Raw genomic sequence first — 16,479 nt, 5'->3', positions numbered from 1 at the left:
CGCTGTCCTGACCCCTTTCCGGGGTCACTGGCGGGCGCGTTCCAGAGCGTCCCAGAAGCCGCGGCGCAGGGCGTGGCGCACCTCGTCGTGCAGCAGGAAGTCGATCGGCAGCGACGACCCCTGCAGCAGCCGCGCCTCCAGGTCGGAGGGCATGCGCGGCTTGCGGGCCAGCACCGCCTCCAGCCAGAGCGCGGGCGCGTCCCGCGCGACCGACTCACCGAAGTCGTGCCCTTCACGGTGCGCGGCCTTGACCGCGTCGGACAGCGTGGTGGCGCCCGCGGTCGAGGCCGACGGGGTGACCGGCGCGGGCTGCGGCCCGGTGTAGGGACCGTGCTGGGCCTGCTGGTAGCCGCCTGCCGGGGAGGCGTACTGGCCGGTGTTGCCGCCGGTGGTGGGCTGCGCGTACTGGCCCGTGTTGCTGCCGGTCGTCGGCGGCGCGTACTGGCTGCTGTTGCCGCCGCTGGTGGGCGAGGAGTACTGGCCGGTGCTGGTTGCGGGGAACTGGCCGGTGTTGCTGCCGGTCGTCTGCGAGGGGAACTGGTTGGTGCTGGGCTGCTGCGGCTGCGCGGCCGGCTGCTGGGGCGGGGGTTGCGGCTCGGGCTGGTGGTTCGTGTACGTCGGCAGCGCGGGGGTGGACGGCTGGCCCTGCCCCGACGGCGACGGCCCGTTGGACGACGGCTGGCTCGGCGCGGCGGAATTCCCGGCGGCGTGACTTCCGGCATGGCTGCCGGTGGAGTGGCTGCCCGAGTGACCGCCCGAGTGGTTGCCCGAATGGCTGCCCGGGCTGCCCGAATGGCTGCCCGAGGGGCCGACCGAATGGCTGCCTGAGTGGTTGCCCGAATGGCTGCCCGAATGGCTGCCCGAATGGCTGCCCGAGGGACCGACCGAATGGCTGCCTGAAGGGCTGCTCGCGGCGTGACCGCCCGCGTGGCTCCCGGTGGCGTGGCTGCCCGACGCGTGGTCACCCGCCGCGTGGCTGCCGGAGGCGTGACTGCCCGACGGCGACGACTGCGGGAGTGACGGCAGCGCCGGCGTGGAACTCTGGCCGGGCGGCAGCGAGTGGGTGGCCTGCCCGTTGCTGAGCGGCTGGTGGTGCCCGTTGGCCGTCTCGGCGGCGCCGCTGACCAGGTTGACGTACGGCCGCAGGTGGACGGCGCCCAGCTCGACCAGGTCGTCGCACTCCTGCCGCAGCGAGCGCGACACGGCCCAGCTGCCCTCCACCGCGATGTGGATGACGCTCACCCTGATGCCGAGGTCCTGCGCGTCGCACACGACCTGCGCGAGGTCCTCGTCACCGCTCAGGACCACCGCGTCGCAGATGGCGTTGTTGCGGGCGAGGGTCATGAGGTCGCGATGCACCTGGGCGTCGACGCCCTCGCGCCGGCCCGGCCGGATGCGTGACAACCTGAGCTTGAGCCCCGGTATGTCGGCCAGCGCGTCGTGCTCCGGAGTGCGCCGTCCTTCGACGGTCGCTTCGTACCAGTAGCACCGCAGCAGCGGCAGGCCGGTGCGCTCGCGCGACAGGCCGGTCATCAGCTGGAGCAGCCCCGGGTAGTCCCAAGAGACCGCTTCGCGATGACGCGTGCCGTGCACGGCCATCGCGCCATCAGCCAGCAGATAGCCGGCGTCCACGAACAGCGCACAGCGATCCACTGACACCGCCCCTTTCCTGGTGGTCCGACCTTGCTGGCTCTGCACCGTCAGAGACCGGACTCGGCGGCCCTTTCTCAGGGTAATGAAAGCAGGTGATCGTGCGAGGGTTAATCCCGACGATTCGCCCCTCACCCGCCATCGCGCCGGACCACTCAGGCCGACCGTACCATTTTGTCCCGATTATGGTCACGAACGTGCTCGTACGCTTATGGCCGCGACTCCGAAAAGAACGGCGTCCTTACCCGTGGCGATCGTCAACCCGGGATCGGCTCCGAGTTCGGCGCTGACCGTGTCGACATCGACACCGAACGTCATCTCCGCCACACCGGCCGACGACCCGTCGAAGACGTTCGCGGCATCGCGGTCACCGCCCGACGGGCGCAGCGCGCCGGTGCCGAGCGAGACCTTGTCGCCCTTCAGGTCGGCGTCGCCCTCCCACGCCACGAGCGCGGCCCTGGCGGGGGTGCCGGCGGGACGCAGCCCGCCCAGCGGGAGGCGTACCCGGCGGGCGGACCCGCCGACCACGGTGGCCGCGTCGAGCACCACCGCCTGGCTGTACGGCTGCGCCGGATCGGCCACCACCAGCACCAGGCTCCACCCCGCGTGGCGTGAGGCGCCTTGTTCCAGCGGGGCGTCGGCCGCCCACCACACGCCGGTCCTGCGCGCGCTCGCCGCCAGCCCTGTGACGTCGGCGAAGGCGTGGTAGACCGGGCCCTGGGGCAGCTCCCGCACGGCCACGTGGCTGGGCCGGATGCTCGCATATTTGCGCCGCCCCGGCGGCCTGAACTTGATGGGCCCGGTGCTCGACCCGCCGGCCGACCAGTAGAGCCCGGCCCACACGATCCTGCCGCCCTTCGGCAGCGAGACTCTGGCCCCGCTGGAGGCGAGGGTGGTGAGGGCGTCGTCCTGGTCGACCGCCACCATCGGCCAGAGGTCGTTGTCGCGCCGGTCGCCGTCGCGGTGCCGGGCCTGCGCGCAGCCGGGGCTCTCCTCGTCGCAGCTCAGCAGCGCGTTGCCCACCGCCTTGACCGTCACCTTGCCGTCGGCGGCGAACCTGGCCGGAGCGCCCGTCGCGCGTACGCCCTCGCCGCCCCGCGCCCTCACTCGCAGCGGGCCCGCGTCGATCCGTGCGGCGGGGCCCGTGCCGCGCGGGGCCCGCTGGGCCACCGCCACCCGCAGGAAGACGGCCGTCGCCCGGCCCGCCGCCAGAGGCTCCCTGGTGCAGCGGGCGCCGCCCAGCGAAGGACGGCACTCCCAGCCGTCCGCGGGGCCCACGACGGCCGGGCTGCCGCGGCGGGCGGGTGGCATGAGCGTCACGCCGGGCGGCAGGGTCACGTGCGCCGTCAGATCCTCGCTCGGCCGTTCCCCGTGGTTGCGCAGCCGCAGGCCGACGATGCCGGGGTGGGATCGTACGAGTGCGCCGAGCACGTCGACGGTGGCCCGCAACCGCGCGGTGCCCTCGGGCGTTTGCTGCACGCGGGGCGGCGGCACCCGTTCGGGCTCCCCGCCCCGGGGCGGCGCCTCGCCGGGTTTCTCCTGGGGCGGCACCCGCTCGGGGTCGGCCTGGGGCGGCACCCGCACCGCTCGTACGGGCTCCGACGGCCGGGCGGCCACCGTCGCGGTCGCCGGTGTGCCGTCGGGCCCCCCGTCGGCGCCCTGCCACAACGACGCCGCCGCGGCGACCGTGACGGCGACGCCCGCGACCAGCACGACGGGCTGGCGGCGGGGCGTCCGCCAGAGCCGCCGCAGGACCGGCGGCAGCCGCTTCGCTCCGTCGCCCGGCTCCGGCCTGGCCAGCGCCGCCGCGTACCGGCCGAACATGGGCCCCGCGATCAGCGGTCCCACCAGCACCCGCAGCCCGCGGTTGACGTCGGTGAGCTCAAGGATCACCCCGTGACACTCCTCGCAGGCGTCCACGTGCCGCTCCACGGCCCGCGCCTCGCGCCTGGCCAGCCCGCCCCTGACGTACGCGCCCATCTTGCCCAGCACGGGCCGGCAGTCGTGCGGCGGCGCGGCGCCGAGATGCATCTGCAGGTACGCCCGCCGCAGCCCTTCCCTGGCCCGGTACGCCAGCGCGGCCACGCCGTTGGCCGACAGGCCGAGCAGCGGCGCCACCGCGGCCGGCTTGCACTTCTCCACCTGCGTGTGCCAGAGCACCGCCCGCCAGCGCTCGGGCAGCGACAGGTAGGCCCTGGCGATCAGCGACCGTTCCAGCCCGGCGAGCGCGGGATCGACGAACGGCACGGCCGGGTCGTACTCCTCGACCTCGCGTGCCTGGCTGCCCGCCAGCTTGGAACGGTCGTGCACCGTGCGCCGCACCACGGTCAGCAGGTAGGTGCGGAAGCCGGACTCGGGCCCGCCGCCCCTTCCCACGAGATCGAGGATCTTGGTGAACGCCTCGGTGACGACGTCCTCGGCCTCGGAACGCCGGACGAGCTGCCGGGCCATGGCGCGGGCCGCGGCCACGTGCCGCTCGTAGAGCCGCCCGTAGGCGGCGGCATCGCCCTGTCGGGCGGCCTGTAGCAAGCTTGCATCGCTCTGCGGCAATTCGACACCCATGATAGGCCTCACGATTACGAAGGGTTGCCCCGCGCATACATTCCGCATTACCTGTCGCGGCTAAACCGGGTGCGGGGAGGCGATCATGGGCGGGCCATAAGCTTGGGCGCATGACGGATCGCGACAACCTGCTGGCCGAGATCAAGAGCAAGGCCATCGTCCACGGCAAGGTCACGCTCTCCTCCGGCAAGGAGGCCGACTTCTACCTCGATCTGCGGCGCATCACGCTCGACGGCGTGGCCGCACCGCTCGTCGGCAGGGTGATGCTCGACCTGACCGCCGACCTGGAATACGACGCGGTGGGCGGGCTCACGCTGGGGGCCGACCCGGTGGCGGGCGCGATGGTGCACGCCGCCGCGGCGCGCGGGCGCACGCTCGACGCGTTCGTGGTGCGCAAGGCGCAGAAGGCGCACGGCCTGCAGCGCAGGATCGAGGGGCCGGAGGTGAAGGGGCGGCGCGTGCTGGCCGTCGAGGACACCTCGACGACGGGCGCCTCGCCGCTGACGGCCGTGGAGGCGCTGCGGGAGGCCGGGGCCGAGGTGGTCGCGGTGGCGACGATCGTCGACAGGGGCGCCAGGGAGCGCGTCACCGGCGAGGGCCTCGACTACCGCACCGCCTACACGCTCGCCGACCTGGGGCTCTAGCCGGGCTCGCGGACGGTGAACGCCTCTCTCTTCCCACTGTCGCCCTGCTCGCGCGGCTTGCCGTTCTCGGTGACGCGCACCGTGCCCGCGTCGCTGAGCACCACGTCGAGTTCGGGCTCGAAGTAGTTGAGCTCCTCGCCCCTGGTCATCTCGTGGTGGTAGAGCACGTCGCCGCCCGGCACGCGTACGGTGACCGTCGGGCAGGTCTCCTCCACGCACACGAGACGTACGGTCGGCACCCGCGCGGTCGCGTCGGAGGCCGGTGCGGTGGCGAGGCCGGTGGCCCGGGTGGAGGCGCGCTCGCGTTCAGGCGCCTGCCCGCCCGGCGCGAGGAGCAGCGCGCGACCGCCGATGACCAGCAGGGTCAGCACGGCTCCCGCCGCCAGGACGGTGAGGGCTAATCGGGCCATGCCCATCGGATCTGACCTGTGGCGTCCCACAGGGGGAGCGTACAGCCGAATGATCCGCCGTCGTGGCTAGTGGCGGCCGTTGGTGACGCGGTGCTTGCCGCTGGGAACGGCGGCGACCTTCTCACCTCGGCGCTTCTTGATCACCTCGACGATGATCGGGATGATCGAGATGAACACGATGAGGAAGACGCCGGGCAGGATGTACTTGTCGATCTGCTTGGGATCGACCTCCCTGCCGAGGGCGTTGCCGAGCAGGATGAGACCTTCGGTCCAGACGATGCCGCCGATGACGTTCCACACGAGGAAACGTTTGGGCGGCATCTCCAGCACGCCCGCCACCGGGTTCATGAACGTGCGGACGATCGGCACGAATCTCGCCAGCACCACGGCCTTGGCCGGGCCGAACTTCTCGAAGAACTCCTCGGCCCGCAGCACGTGCTCGCGTTTGAACAACCGCGAATCCGGCTTGTCGAACATCCTGCGGCCGAACCGGGCCCCCAGGAAATGCCCGAGCTGGGCGCCCGCGATCGCGCACAGCGGCGTGCCGACCAGCAGCACGGGCAGCGAGAGCGGTGTGATGCCCATGCCCTGGGCCACCGCCGCCGAGCTGAAAATCCCCGCGGCCACCAGCAGCGAGTCGCCGGGCAGGAAGAACCCGAGCAGCAGACCCGTTTCGGCGAAGATGATGGCCAGGACGCCGACCGTGGCGAATGCGCCGAGAATCGTGAGCCACCACGTCGGGTCCAGAAGATTCCAAAGCCAGTCCACCAGGAGAGCCTACCTGTAGTGGAGAGGCGCAAAGTGACCAATGAGGTCGCGTTGTCTCTACCACGCGGGGTAGGGAGCCGGGATACTGGGCTCGCGCGAAGCCGTTACTTCTCAGGGAGATGAATCATGCCTATTGCGACTCCAGAGGTCTACGCTGAGATGCTCGACCGGGCGAAGGCCGGCGGATTCGCCTACCCGGCGATCAACGTGACCTCATCGCAGACGTTGAACGCCGCACTGCGGGGCTTCGCCGAGGCCGAGAGCGACGGGATCGTGCAGGTCTCCACCGGCGGCGCCGACTTCCTGTCGGGCACCACGGTGAAGGACATGGTCACGGGCGCGACGGCGCTGGCCGAGTACGCCAGGGTGGTGGCCGCGAAATATCCGGTCACGGTCGCGCTGCACACCGACCACTGCCCGAAGGACAAGCTCGACGGCTTCATGCGGCCGCTGATCGACATCTCGCTCGAGCGGGTGGCCAAGGGCCTCGACCCGCTGTTCCAGTCGCACATGTGGGACGGCTCGGCCGTGCCGCTCGAGGAGAACCTCGAGATCGCCAAGGAGCTCCTGGACAAGTGCGCCAGGGCGCGGATCATCATGGAGATGGAGATCGGCGTCGTCGGCGGCGAGGAGGACGGCGTCGTCGGCGAGATCAACGAGAAGCTCTACACGACCCCCGGCGACGCGGTGGCCACCGCCGAGGCCGTGGGCGTCGGCGAAAAGGGCCGCTACATGCTGGCCGCCACGTTCGGCAACGTGCACGGCGTCTACAAGCCGGGCCACGTCAAGCTGCGGCCGAGCGTGCTGAAGGAGATCCAGGACGCGGTCGGCGCGAAGTTCGGCAAGGACAAGCCGTTCGACCTGGTCTTCCACGGCGGCTCCGGCTCGCTGCTCGAGGAGATCCACGAGGCGATCTCGTACGGAGTGGTGAAGATGAACGTCGACACCGACACCCAGTACGCCTTCACCAGGCCGATCGCGGACCACATGTTCCGCAACTACGACGGGGTGCTCAAGGTCGACGGCGACGTGGGCAACAAGAAGACCTACGACCCGCGTTCCTACGGCAAGGCCGCCGAGGCCGGGATGGCCGCGCGCATCGTGGAGGCGTGCCAGAGCCTCAAGAGCGCTGGGACGAAGATCTCATAGCACATGAGCGGCCCGGCGGGTATGACTTGTCCTATGGATAACCTTCTCGCCGGGCCGCCCCCGACGCACCTGCCGGACCTGCCCGAGGCCAGGGAGGCGCTCGAAGCCGGGGCCAAGGCCTCCGACGTGGCCGCCCGCTTCCCCGCCTTCCCCACGGCCTGGGCTGCGCTCGCGGAAGAGGCCTTCGCCCAGGGGCACGCCGTCACCTCATATGCCTTCGCCCGTACGGGCTACCACCGCGGGCTCGACCAGTTGCGCCGCAACGGCTGGAAGGGGCACGGGCCCATCCCCTGGGAGCACGAGCCCAACCGCGGCTTCCTGCGCTGCCTCCACGCGCTGGCCAGGGCGGCTCAGGCGATCGGCGAGAAGGACGAAGCCGAGCGGTGCCTGCAGTTCCTCAAGGACAGCACCGAAACGGGTCACGACGCGCTGACCCGGAGTTAGCCCTTGGGACGAATAACCACGTTCGGGTAGTCTCTCCACGCAAGAGCCCCTGTCGCGCTTGCGCCAGGGGTTTCGTTTTGTGCTCGGGAGACTGAACCATGCCGGCTGCCGTACTCGTTGGTGCCCAGTGGGGCGATGAGGGCAAGGGCAAGGCCACCGACCTGCTCGGTGGCGACGTCGACTACGTCGTCCGCTATCAGGGTGGCAACAACGCGGGTCACACCGTGGTCATCGGAGACCAGAAATACGCGCTGCACCTGCTACCGACGGGGATCCTGTCGCCCGACGTGGTGCCGGTCATCGGCAACGGCGTGGTCATCGACCCCGGCGTGCTGCTGGGCGAGATCGACGGGCTGGCCGAGCGGGGCATCTCGGCCGAGCGGCTGCTGATCTCCTCCAACGCGCACCTGATCATGCCCCACCACAAGGCGCTCGACAAGGTCACCGAACGTTACCTCGGCAAGGCCAGGATCGGCACCACGGGGCGCGGCATCGGGCCCGCCTACGGCGACAAGGTCGCCCGCATGGGGGTGCGCGTCCAGGACCTGCTCGACCCCGGCATCCTGGCGAAGAAGATCGAGGTCGCCCTGACCGAGAAGAACCAGGTGCTGACCAAGGTCTACAACCGGCGCGGCATCGACCCGGCGGCGGTCGTGGAGGAATACCTCGCCTACGCCGAACGCCTCAAGCCGCACATCGCCGACACCTCGCTGGTGCTCTCCAAGGCGCTCGACGACGACAAGTTCGTGCTGCTGGAGGGCGGGCAGGGCACGCTGCTCGACCTCGACCACGGCACCTACCCGTTCGTCACGTCGTCGTCGCCCACCTCGGGCGGCGCGTGCGCCGGGGCGGGCATCCCGCCCAACCGGCTCACCAAGATCATCGGCATCCTCAAGGCGTACACCACCCGCGTCGGCTCCGGACCGTTCCCCACCGAACTCACCGACGACGTGGGCGAGTGGCTGCGGCAGACCGGCGGCGAGTTCGGCGTCACGACCGGCCGCGACCGCCGCTGCGGCTGGTTCGACGCGGTGATCGCCCGGTACGCCACCCGCGTCAACGGCATCACCGACTACTTCCTCACCAAGCTGGACGTCCTGTCCGGGCTGGAGCGCGTACCGGTGTGCGTGGCGTACGACGTGGACGGCGTCCGCCACGACGAGATCCCCATGACGCAGACCGACTTCCACCACGCCACGCCGATCTACGAGGAGTTGCCCGGCTGGCAGGAGGACATCACGGGGGCCAAGGTCTTCGAGGACCTGCCGCCGAACGCGCAGGCGTACGTCAGGGCGCTGGAGGAGATGAGCGGCGCCCCGATCTCGGCGATCGGCGTCGGCCCTGGCCGCGACCAGACCGTCGTGGTCAGGCCGCTCGTCTAGCTGTCCGTCCGTCTCAACCGGGCTTGGGGGTGGGGACCCCTTCGCCCGGCCGCGGGAACATGCCGTCGTCCCCGCAGTTCACCGCTTCGGCGTACGCCTTGGCGAGGGCGGGATCGCGGTCGACGAGGCTGTCGAGGTCGGGGCCGCCGGTCTTGAGCGCGGCGACCAGCTTGGAGACCTGGCGCACCTTCTTGCCGATCCCGTCGTAGTCCTTCTTCTTCTTGATACGGTGCCGCTCCACCTTGGGCAGCAGCTTGCGCAGCGCGCCGCGATAGCCGGCGATCATCTCGGCGCCCCCTTCGACCGGTCCAGGCCCGGCGTCTTCCAGCAGCTCGGCTGAGGCACGGGTGGTGTCGGCGACGAAGTTGAGGTGCGAGGCCATCTCCAGCAGGGCCAAGGCCGCGAAGTCCCCGGCCACCCGGTCGGGAACGCTGTCGTCGAGGGCCCGCTTCGACGGAGCCTTGGGCTTGTCGCGGAACAACCGGGTCGCGGCGCAGACCCGGTCGATCCAGGGGACCAGGTGCGGGGCCGCCGTCGTGGGCGGGGCCGGCGAGGCCGCGGAGGGCCGGGCTTGCGTGGCAGCGGCGGAGGGTTCAGGTGTCTCGCCGGACGCGCAACCGGCCGTCCCGAGGGCGGCGACGAGCGTGAGGGACAGGCCGATGCGCGGTTTCTGGCCCACTATGACTCTCCTGCCTCGCGTTTGCTGTCGCTTCATTTCTAGCGGGTCAGGTTCGGGAGTGGTCCCCGCGCCGCGGGATCAGCCGGTCAGTACGGCGGCCGTCATCGGGGTGTGGACGGTCCAGCCGAGGGTTTCGTACAGGGCCCTGCCGTCCGCCGTGGCCACCAGGATGCCGTGGCGTGCGCCCGCCGAGGCGGCGGCCGAGGTGAGGGTGCGCATGATGACGGTGCCGAGGCCGCGCCGGCGGTGGCGGGCGGCCGTCTCCACCTGGTCCACGACGGCTGTCCGGCCCGTCGGTGCGAACTGGCCTCTGGCGGCGACCTCGCCGGCGTTCGTCAGTACGCGGGCCACCGTGACGCCGGCTCTGGTCGTGACGGCCAGCGTGTAGCCCGCGGGCGCGGGGGGCTGGGGCGTGCGGAGCGGGAGGGTCGCGGTCATCATGTACTCCGGCTCCTCGACGCGCCAGCCGGCCGGGAGGCAGGGGACGACGGCCTCGGTGGGGGCGCAGAGTTTGAGCCAGGTGCCGGGTGTGGTGATGGTGCCGGTCAGCCGGCGGAGGATCTCGGGGGTGGGCGCGGGGACGATGTGGCGGGCCACGTGTCCTGGGAGGCCGACGTCGACCCTCGTGCCCCAGGGTTCGGGCACGGGCCGGGGGGCTCTGCGGGAGATCGCCCATCCGTCCACCCATGCCCGGACTGTTGCGGGATGGGCCTTGTTGAGAACCTCCGTCATGTAATCCAGCTTATTGTCTGAGGTCTAGTCATCGACCGGGCGTAGCAGGATAAAAAGGACACGGCGTGGCACTGTCTAGTGGCACCCCCAGCCAGGTAGGGTCCGGGTTGTGCGCGTTGAGATTCATGGTCACCGGGGTGCCCGCGGCCTCTGGCCGGAGAACACCCTGCCGGGGATGAGCCGCACGATGGAGCTGGGCGTGCACGCGCTCGAGCTCGACGTCGCGCTCACCGCCGATCGGCGCCTCGTGCTCACGCACGACCTCACGGTCTCCGCCGTGACCAGCGCCGACAGGCGGCCCATCCGCGCCGGCGACCCCCTCTTCCCCTATGTCGGCAAACCGATCAACTCACTCTCCCTCGCGCAACTGCGCATGCTCGACGTGGGCGTGCGGCTGCCGCGCCATCCCGACGATCCCTTCGCGCTGACCCAGGTGCCGATGCCCGAGACCCGCATGCCGACGCTCGGCGCGGTGCTGGGGCTGGTCAACGCCTACGAAGCCGAGAGCGTACGCCTGCACGTCGAGCTCAAGTCCGACCCGACCAGGCCCGAGCTGACGCCCGACCCGAAGGCCTTCACCGAGCAGGTGGTCGAGGAGCTCGACCGGCACGGACGGCTGGACAACGTCGCCATCCTCAGCTTCGACTGGCGCATCATCCGTTATGCCGCCGGGCTGGTCCCGGGCGCGCGCCGGTTCGCGCTGATCGAGCCCGACACGTTGCACTGGCACGACGACCTGGGCGACGACGTGCCCGCCGCCGCGCGCGACGCCGGGGCGACCACGCTCTCGCCCAAGCACACCATGGTGGACGAGGCCCTGATGGCGCAGGCGGCGGCGGCCGGCCTCGACGTGGCGGTGTGGACGGTCAACGACGCGGAGCTGGCGGGCCGGATGCTGGACCTGGGGGTGGCCGGGATCGTCACCGACTATCCCGACCGGATGCGCGACTTGTGGCGCGAGCGCGGGCTGCAGCTGCCCGAGCCGGTGGGGCCGCTCAAGCCGGTCGGCGTCTGAGCAGTTCCGGCGACCCGGAAGAAACAGACGTTCTAGAGCCAGCCGTTGCGGCGGAAGCCGCGGTGGAGCAGCACGCAGGCCGTGGCCATGACGGCCAGCACCGCCGGATAGCCCCACACCTGCTCGGTCTCCGGCATGAAGTCGAAGTTCATGCCGTAGATGCCGGCGATCATCGTGGGCACCGCGAGGATGGCCACCCACGAAGAGATCTTGCGCATGTCCTCGTTGGCCAGCGCGTTGGAGCGGGCGAGCGCCGCCTGCAGTATGGAGCTGCACAACTCGTTGGACGACTCCACCTGCTCGCACACGCGCGACAGGTGGTCACCGACGTCGCGGAAGTATTCGCGCATCTCCGACGGCACGACGCGGCGCTGGGGCAGCGCCGACAGCGGCGCCTGCAGCGGGGTGACGGCCCGCTTCATCTCCAGCATCTCGCGCTTGAGCTGGTAGATGCGGTTGATGTCGCGGGAGCTGACGTCGGCGAACACGGTCGCCTCGACCTCCTCCAGCTCCAGCTGCATGAGGTCGGACACCTGGAGGTACTGGTCGACCACGTGGTCGGCGATGGCGTGCAGCACGCCGGCCGGGCCGCGGCTCATCAGCATGGGCTTGTCCTCGAGGCGCTCGCGCACCGCGGTGAGCGGGCAGTGCTCGCCGTGCCGTACGGTCACCACGAAGTCGGCGCCGAGGAACACCATGATCTCGCCGGTGGCGATGATCTCGTTGTCACCCGGCCCTCTGCCGGGGTCGAGGTAGGCGATGGTCTTGAGCACCATGAACAGGGAGTCGCCGTACCGCTCGATCTTGGGCCGCTGGTGGGCCTTGACCGCGTCCTCGACGGACAGCGGGTGCAGCTCGAACACCTCGGCCAGCCACTCCACCTCGGGTGCCTCGGGCTCGTGCAGCCCGACCCAGACGAACGCGTTGGCGCCCTCGGCGCTCTTGTTGTGCTCGCGTACGAGGTGCAGCGCCTCGACGATGCCCGGGGCGGCGACCTTCTCGCCGTGGACGTAGGCGCCGAACTCGACGACGGACTCGACGGGAGGCACGCGGACGTCACGCACCGGGGCGGCGTGCTGACGCGCGACATGCTGGCGCACAGGGTGACGGTTGATGCGACGGAAAAGCGTGGACGAGCGCATGGCAGTCCCTTTCCGCCCGACCTGGCACGCTCCACGCGCGACGAGAAGTCACCTCAATCAGAACACAGGCGTGGAGGCACGATCAGGCTGCCGGATTGGAGTGGTCGGGGGTACGCGAGTCGTACGTGAAGAAGCACGTACTGCTGGGATCACCAGGTTGCATCCCGGACCACCTCCAATCACACAGGGACGCCGCAAAGCCGCCTTAACCTATCACAGGCGGGGAAACAATCTGACGACACTGGGCCGAGAGCAGTCGTCTCCGGCAGAACTCACCAACGATCGTCGTCTATTCCGCCAGGCGGTCCACCCCGCGGACCTGTGGGTGCCCACGGCGGCGGGCCTGCGACAATGAGCGTGTGCGCGTTCTAGTCATTGGTTCCGGAGGGCGTGAGCACGCCCTGTGCCGTTCCCTCAAGCTCGATCCCCAGGTCAGCGAGCTCCACTGCGCCCCGGGCAACCCGGGCATCGAGCAGGTCGCGACCGTCCACGCGGTCGACCCCCTCGACCCCGTGCAGGTCGCCGATCTGGCGACGCGGCTGCGGGTCGATCTCGTCGTCGTCGGGCCTGAGGCGCCGCTCGTGGCGGGCGTGTCCGACGCGGTGCGCGAGGCCGGCGTCGCGTGTTTCGGGCCGTCCAGCCAGGCGGCCATGATCGAGGGCTCCAAGGCGTTCGCCAAGGAGATCATGCAGGCCGCCGACGTGCCCACCGCACGCTCGCGGACCTGCGAGAGCGAGGAGCAGGCGGCGGCCGCGCTCGACGAGTTCGGCCCGCCCTACGTCGTCAAGGACGACGGGCTCGCGGCGGGCAAGGGCGTCGTCGTGACCGACGACAGGAAGCAGGCGCTGGACCACGCTCGCTCGTGCGAGCGGGTGGTGATCGAGGAGTTCCTCGACGGGCCGGAGGTGTCGCTGTTCGCGTTGTGCGACGGCAGCACGGCCGTCCCGCTGCAGCTCGCCCAGGACTTCAAGCGGGCCCTCGACGGCGACCAGGGCCCCAACACCGGCGGCATGGGCGCCTACACGCCGCTGCCGTGGGCGCCCGACGGGCTCACCGAGCAGGTCATGCGGGAGGTCGTGCACCCGACGATCGCGGAGTTGTCCCGGCGCGGGCTGCCCTACCAGGGGGTGCTCTACGTCGGGCTGGCCCTGACCGCGAAGGGCCCGAAGGTGGTCGAGTTCAACGCGCGGTTCGGCGACCCCGAGACACAGGTGCTGCTCGACCGGCTGGAGACGCCGCTCGGCGGCCTGCTGATGGCGTGCGCGACCGGCGAACTGGGGCTCGACCCGGTGTTCAAGGACGGCAGCGCCGTCACGGTGGTGATCGCGGCGGAGAACTACCCCGGCACCCCGGTCAAGGGCGACGTGATCACCGGGCTTGAGCCCTCCGACCAGGCCTACGTGATCCACGCCGGCACCAGGCGCGAGGGCGACACGATCGTCTCCGACGGCGGGCGGGTGCTCAGCGTGGTGGGCCACGGCCCCGACCAGCAGAGCGCGCGGCGCCACGCCTACGACCTCGCCGGGCGCATCACGCTGCGCGGCTCCCACTACAGGACGGACATCGCCCCATGAAGCACGTGCACTCCGGCAAGGTGCGCGATCTCTACGAGACGGATGACGGCCTGCTGCTGATGGTCGCCTCCGACCGGATCTCGGCCTTCGACCACGTGCTGGAGCCCGGCATCCCCGACAAGGGCGCGGTCCTCACGCAGTTGTCGTTGTGGTGGTTCGACCAGCTCGGAGACGTCGTGCCCAACCACATCGTGGCCAGGGGCGACGAGGCCCGCAGCGTGGTGTGCAGGCCGCTGACGATGGTCCAGGTCGAGTGCGTGGCCAGGGGCTACCTGACGGGCGGAGGGCTGGCCGAATACCGCGAGAGCGGCGCCGTCTCCGGGGTGCGCCTGCCCGAAGGGCTGCAGGACGGGTCGCGGCTGCCCGAGCCGATCTTCACGCCGTCCACCAAGGCGCCTGCGGGTCAGCACGACGAGCCGATCCCGTACGAGCGGGTCGTGGCGGAGGTCGGCGAGAAGGCGGCCGACGAGCTGCGCCGCATCACGCTGGCCGTCTACGCGCGCGGCGCGGAGATCGCGCGCGAGCGCGGCATCATCGTGGCCGACACCAAGATCGAGCTCGGCTGGGACTCCGACGGAGTGCTGACCTTGGGCGACGAGGTTCTCACCCCGGATTCATCGCGTTTCTGGCCGGCCGAAGCCTGGCAGCCGGGCCGTCCGCAACCTTCTTTCGACAAGCAATTTGTACGCGATTGGCTACTATCGCCCGAATCCGGATGGGACAAAGCCTCCGGAAACCTCCCACCTCGCCTACCTGACCACATCGTGGAGCGCACGCGCGAACGATACCTAGAAGCGTATGAGCGCATCACGGGAGCTCCCTTTAGCGGATGATTCGGCTGGGTCATGTGGTGTTACCGACTACTGTTGGCCCGATCGAGCCTCACCGCCAGAATTCAAGGAGCCGCACGAAATGGTCCGTTACCGCGTGCGCGGTGGCAACGCACTGCGTGGAACCGCGTTCATCCAGGGCGCGAAGAACGCCGTGCTTCCCATGATCGGTGCGGCGCTGCTGGCCGCGAAGGGCCGCACCGTCCTGCGCAACGTGCCGATCATCGAGGACGTCCGCCGTGCGATAGAGCTGGCCGAGGCGGTCGGCGCGTACGTCGAACTCCACGAGTCCGAGCGCACGCTCGTCATCGACGCCTCCCGGCTGACCAGCCCGGTGCTGCCCGCCGAGATCGCCCGGCGCTTCCGCGGCTCGGTGTTGTTCACCCCCGCGCTGCTGCACCGGCTCGGCGAGGCCGTCGTCGAGGGCGTCGGCGGCTGCAACCTCGGCAGCCGCAACCTCGACTTCCACTACCTCGGCTACAAACGGCTGGGCGCGATCGTCGACGAGGGCGAGACCGTCATCCACGTCAAGGCGTCCGGCCTGACCGGGGCGACCCTCTACCTCGACACCCCCTCGCACACCGGCACCGAGAACCTCATCATGGCCGCCTCCCTGGCCAAGGGCACCACCGTGATCGAGAACGCCGCCCTCGAACCCGAGGTGCTCGACGTCATCGACATGCTCACCAAGATGGGCGCGCGCATCAGCGGCGGCGGCACCGGGTTCATCACCGTCGAGGGCGTCGACACGCTGCACGCCGTCGAGCACACGGTCATGCCCGACCGGCTCGACGCGGGCGTGTTCGCGATGGCCGCGGCGATCACCGGGGGCGAGCTGAGCCTCGTGGGCACCGGCCTGGACCTGGGCGTCGTACGGTACAAACTTGAGCAGATGGGCGTCGAGTTCGCCCGGCAGGGCGCGGTGCTGCACGTGCGCTGCGAGGGCCCGCTGCGGCCGATCAACATCATCACCGACACCTATCCCGGGTTCGCGACCGACCTGCAGTCGCCGATGATGACCGTCGCGGCGCTCGCCGACGGCACCAGCTACATCCACGAGCGCATCTTCGACGGCCGTTTCGCGCTGGCCGGCGAGCTGAACAAGATGGGCGCCAGCGTCGACGTCGACGGCAGCAGGGCCGTCGTGCGCGGCCGCACCCCTCTCACCGGCGCCGAGGTGACGGCCCACGATCTGCGCTCCGGCATCGCTCTCGTGCTCGCCGGGCTCGCCGCCGAAGGCGAGACCGTCATCGGCAGCGGCTACCTCATCGACCGCGGCCACGCGCATCTCGCCGCTCGAATGCGCGCGCTCGGCGCGGACATTACACGAGAGATTTCCACCCACTAAAAATGGTGAGAAAATCCTCGTTGAGCTGCTAGGACATCATGTCGGGCGGTCAACCTGAACGGCTTTCCGGAAAAGTCGGGCGTGACATTACGGCCCCCGCGAGCGATCGTTCCAAAAGAGAGCACTGCAACGACAGCAGGATGGGACGAA

Annotated in this window: 15 protein-coding genes; 8 read left to right on the top strand and 7 right to left on the bottom strand. The window is 70.5% G+C overall.

The genetic code is table 11. From position 1 onward, the window contains the following. Positions 1 to 24: 24 nt before the first annotated feature. Both E1295_RS05035 and E1295_RS05030 read right to left on the bottom strand, forming a co-directional pair. Positions 25 to 1,653 (bottom strand): NYN domain-containing protein, encoded by a 1,629-nt coding sequence (locus E1295_RS05035; RefSeq protein WP_132628523.1) that lies wholly within the window; start codon positions 1,651 to 1,653, stop codon positions 25 to 27. A gap of 186 nt (positions 1,654 to 1,839) precedes the next feature. After that, positions 1,840 to 4,212 carry a sigma-70 family RNA polymerase sigma factor gene (locus tag E1295_RS05030; RefSeq protein ID WP_166427084.1) on the bottom strand — a complete coding sequence of 791 codons (2,373 nt, stop codon included), beginning with the start codon at positions 4,210 to 4,212 and terminating at the stop codon, positions 1,840 to 1,842. Between the two features lie 110 nt (positions 4,213 to 4,322). Here E1295_RS05030 and pyrE point away from each other — a divergent pair, with 110 nt between their 5' ends. Then, positions 4,323 to 4,856 carry an orotate phosphoribosyltransferase gene (gene pyrE / locus E1295_RS05025; RefSeq protein ID WP_132628473.1) on the top strand — a complete coding sequence of 178 codons (534 nt, stop codon included), beginning with the start codon at positions 4,323 to 4,325 and terminating at the stop codon, positions 4,854 to 4,856. Here pyrE and E1295_RS05020 read toward each other — a convergent pair. Both E1295_RS05020 and E1295_RS05015 read right to left on the bottom strand, forming a co-directional pair. Beyond that, complete coding sequence (locus tag E1295_RS05020) at positions 4,853 to 5,266, bottom strand: hypothetical protein (protein ID WP_132628472.1); 414 nt, start codon at positions 5,264 to 5,266, stop codon at positions 4,853 to 4,855. The two genes, pyrE and E1295_RS05020, sit on opposite strands and share 4 nt — an antisense overlap. A gap of 66 nt (positions 5,267 to 5,332) precedes the next feature. Then, positions 5,333 to 6,034 carry a DedA family protein gene (locus E1295_RS05015; protein ID WP_132628471.1) on the bottom strand — a complete coding sequence of 234 codons (702 nt, stop codon included), beginning with the start codon at positions 6,032 to 6,034 and terminating at the stop codon, positions 5,333 to 5,335. A gap of 126 nt (positions 6,035 to 6,160) precedes the next feature. On the opposite strand from E1295_RS05015, the gene fbaA reads away from it, so the two are divergent. From fbaA to E1295_RS05000, 3 genes are all read left to right on the top strand, one after another. Further along, positions 6,161 to 7,183 (top strand): class II fructose-bisphosphate aldolase, encoded by a 1,023-nt coding sequence (gene fbaA / locus E1295_RS05010; protein WP_132628470.1) that lies wholly within the window; start codon positions 6,161 to 6,163, stop codon positions 7,181 to 7,183. Positions 7,184 to 7,216: 33 nt separating this feature from the next. After that, entirely contained in the window at positions 7,217 to 7,627 is a 411-nt protein-coding gene (locus E1295_RS05005; RefSeq protein ID WP_220448543.1) for a DUF3151 domain-containing protein, read from the top strand. A gap of 98 nt (positions 7,628 to 7,725) precedes the next feature. After that, positions 7,726 to 9,009 carry an adenylosuccinate synthase gene (locus E1295_RS05000; RefSeq protein WP_132628468.1) on the top strand — a complete coding sequence of 428 codons (1,284 nt, stop codon included), beginning with the start codon at positions 7,726 to 7,728 and terminating at the stop codon, positions 9,007 to 9,009. 13 nt (positions 9,010 to 9,022) lie between these two features. Here the strand turns inward: E1295_RS05000 and E1295_RS04995 are convergent, their stop codons facing one another. Further along, on the bottom strand, positions 9,023 to 9,688 hold the full coding sequence (locus E1295_RS04995; RefSeq protein ID WP_132628467.1) for a hypothetical protein: 666 nt from the start codon (positions 9,686 to 9,688) through the stop codon (positions 9,023 to 9,025). Positions 9,689 to 9,766: 78 nt separating this feature from the next. Further along, the gene (locus tag E1295_RS04990) at positions 9,767 to 10,420 is read right to left on the bottom strand and encodes a GNAT family N-acetyltransferase (protein WP_132628466.1); all 654 of its coding nucleotides are present in this window, start codon (positions 10,418 to 10,420) and stop codon (positions 9,767 to 9,769) included. 109 nt (positions 10,421 to 10,529) lie between these two features. On the opposite strand from E1295_RS04990, the gene E1295_RS04985 reads away from it, so the two are divergent. Next, entirely contained in the window at positions 10,530 to 11,435 is a 906-nt protein-coding gene (locus E1295_RS04985; protein ID WP_132628465.1) for a glycerophosphodiester phosphodiesterase family protein, read from the top strand. Between the two features lie 32 nt (positions 11,436 to 11,467). Here E1295_RS04985 and corA read toward each other — a convergent pair whose 3' ends face one another. Further along, the gene (corA, locus tag E1295_RS04980) at positions 11,468 to 12,535 is read right to left on the bottom strand and encodes a magnesium/cobalt transporter CorA (protein WP_246079849.1); all 1,068 of its coding nucleotides are present in this window, start codon (positions 12,533 to 12,535) and stop codon (positions 11,468 to 11,470) included. A 401-nt stretch (positions 12,536 to 12,936) separates the two neighbouring features. On the opposite strand from corA, the gene purD reads away from it, so the two are divergent. From purD to murA, 3 genes are all read left to right on the top strand, one after another. Continuing rightward, positions 12,937 to 14,151 carry a phosphoribosylamine--glycine ligase gene (gene purD / locus E1295_RS04975; RefSeq protein WP_132628464.1) on the top strand — a complete coding sequence of 405 codons (1,215 nt, stop codon included), beginning with the start codon at positions 12,937 to 12,939 and terminating at the stop codon, positions 14,149 to 14,151. Further along, positions 14,148 to 14,984, top strand: coding sequence for a phosphoribosylaminoimidazolesuccinocarboxamide synthase (locus tag E1295_RS04970; RefSeq protein ID WP_132628463.1), 837 nt, complete (start codon positions 14,148 to 14,150; stop codon positions 14,982 to 14,984). The genes purD and E1295_RS04970 overlap by 4 nt, the downstream gene beginning before the upstream one ends. Positions 14,985 to 15,063: 79 nt before the next feature. Beyond that, on the top strand, positions 15,064 to 16,329 hold the full coding sequence (gene murA, locus E1295_RS04965) for a UDP-N-acetylglucosamine 1-carboxyvinyltransferase (protein WP_132628462.1): 1,266 nt from the start codon (positions 15,064 to 15,066) through the stop codon (positions 16,327 to 16,329). Positions 16,330 to 16,479 lie beyond the last annotated feature (150 nt).

Origin of the sequence: Nonomuraea mesophila, assembly GCF_004352805.1 — a bacterium.
In the GTDB taxonomy this organism is placed as follows: domain Bacteria; phylum Actinomycetota; class Actinomycetes; order Streptosporangiales; family Streptosporangiaceae; genus Nonomuraea; species Nonomuraea longispora.
This window is presented reverse-complemented; position numbering and strand designations above follow the sequence as displayed.

Coding starts and splice junctions, on each gene's coding strand:
- E1295_RS05030 (WP_166427084.1), bottom strand. CDS start 4,212: ATGGGTGTCGAATTGCCGCAGAGCGATGCAAGCTTGCTACAGGCCGCC.
- pyrE (WP_132628473.1), top strand. CDS start 4,323: ATGACGGATCGCGACAACCTGCTGGCCGAGATCAAGAGCAAGGCCATC.
- E1295_RS05020 (WP_132628472.1), bottom strand. CDS start 5,266: ATGGCCCGATTAGCCCTCACCGTCCTGGCGGCGGGAGCCGTGCTGACC.
- fbaA (WP_132628470.1), top strand. CDS start 6,161: ATGCCTATTGCGACTCCAGAGGTCTACGCTGAGATGCTCGACCGGGCG.
- E1295_RS05005 (WP_220448543.1), top strand. CDS start 7,217: ATGGATAACCTTCTCGCCGGGCCGCCCCCGACGCACCTGCCGGACCTG.
- E1295_RS05000 (WP_132628468.1), top strand. CDS start 7,726: ATGCCGGCTGCCGTACTCGTTGGTGCCCAGTGGGGCGATGAGGGCAAG.
- E1295_RS04990 (WP_132628466.1), bottom strand. CDS start 10,420: ATGACGGAGGTTCTCAACAAGGCCCATCCCGCAACAGTCCGGGCATGG.
- E1295_RS04970 (WP_132628463.1), top strand. CDS start 14,148: ATGAAGCACGTGCACTCCGGCAAGGTGCGCGATCTCTACGAGACGGAT.
- murA (WP_132628462.1), top strand. CDS start 15,064: ATGGTCCGTTACCGCGTGCGCGGTGGCAACGCACTGCGTGGAACCGCG.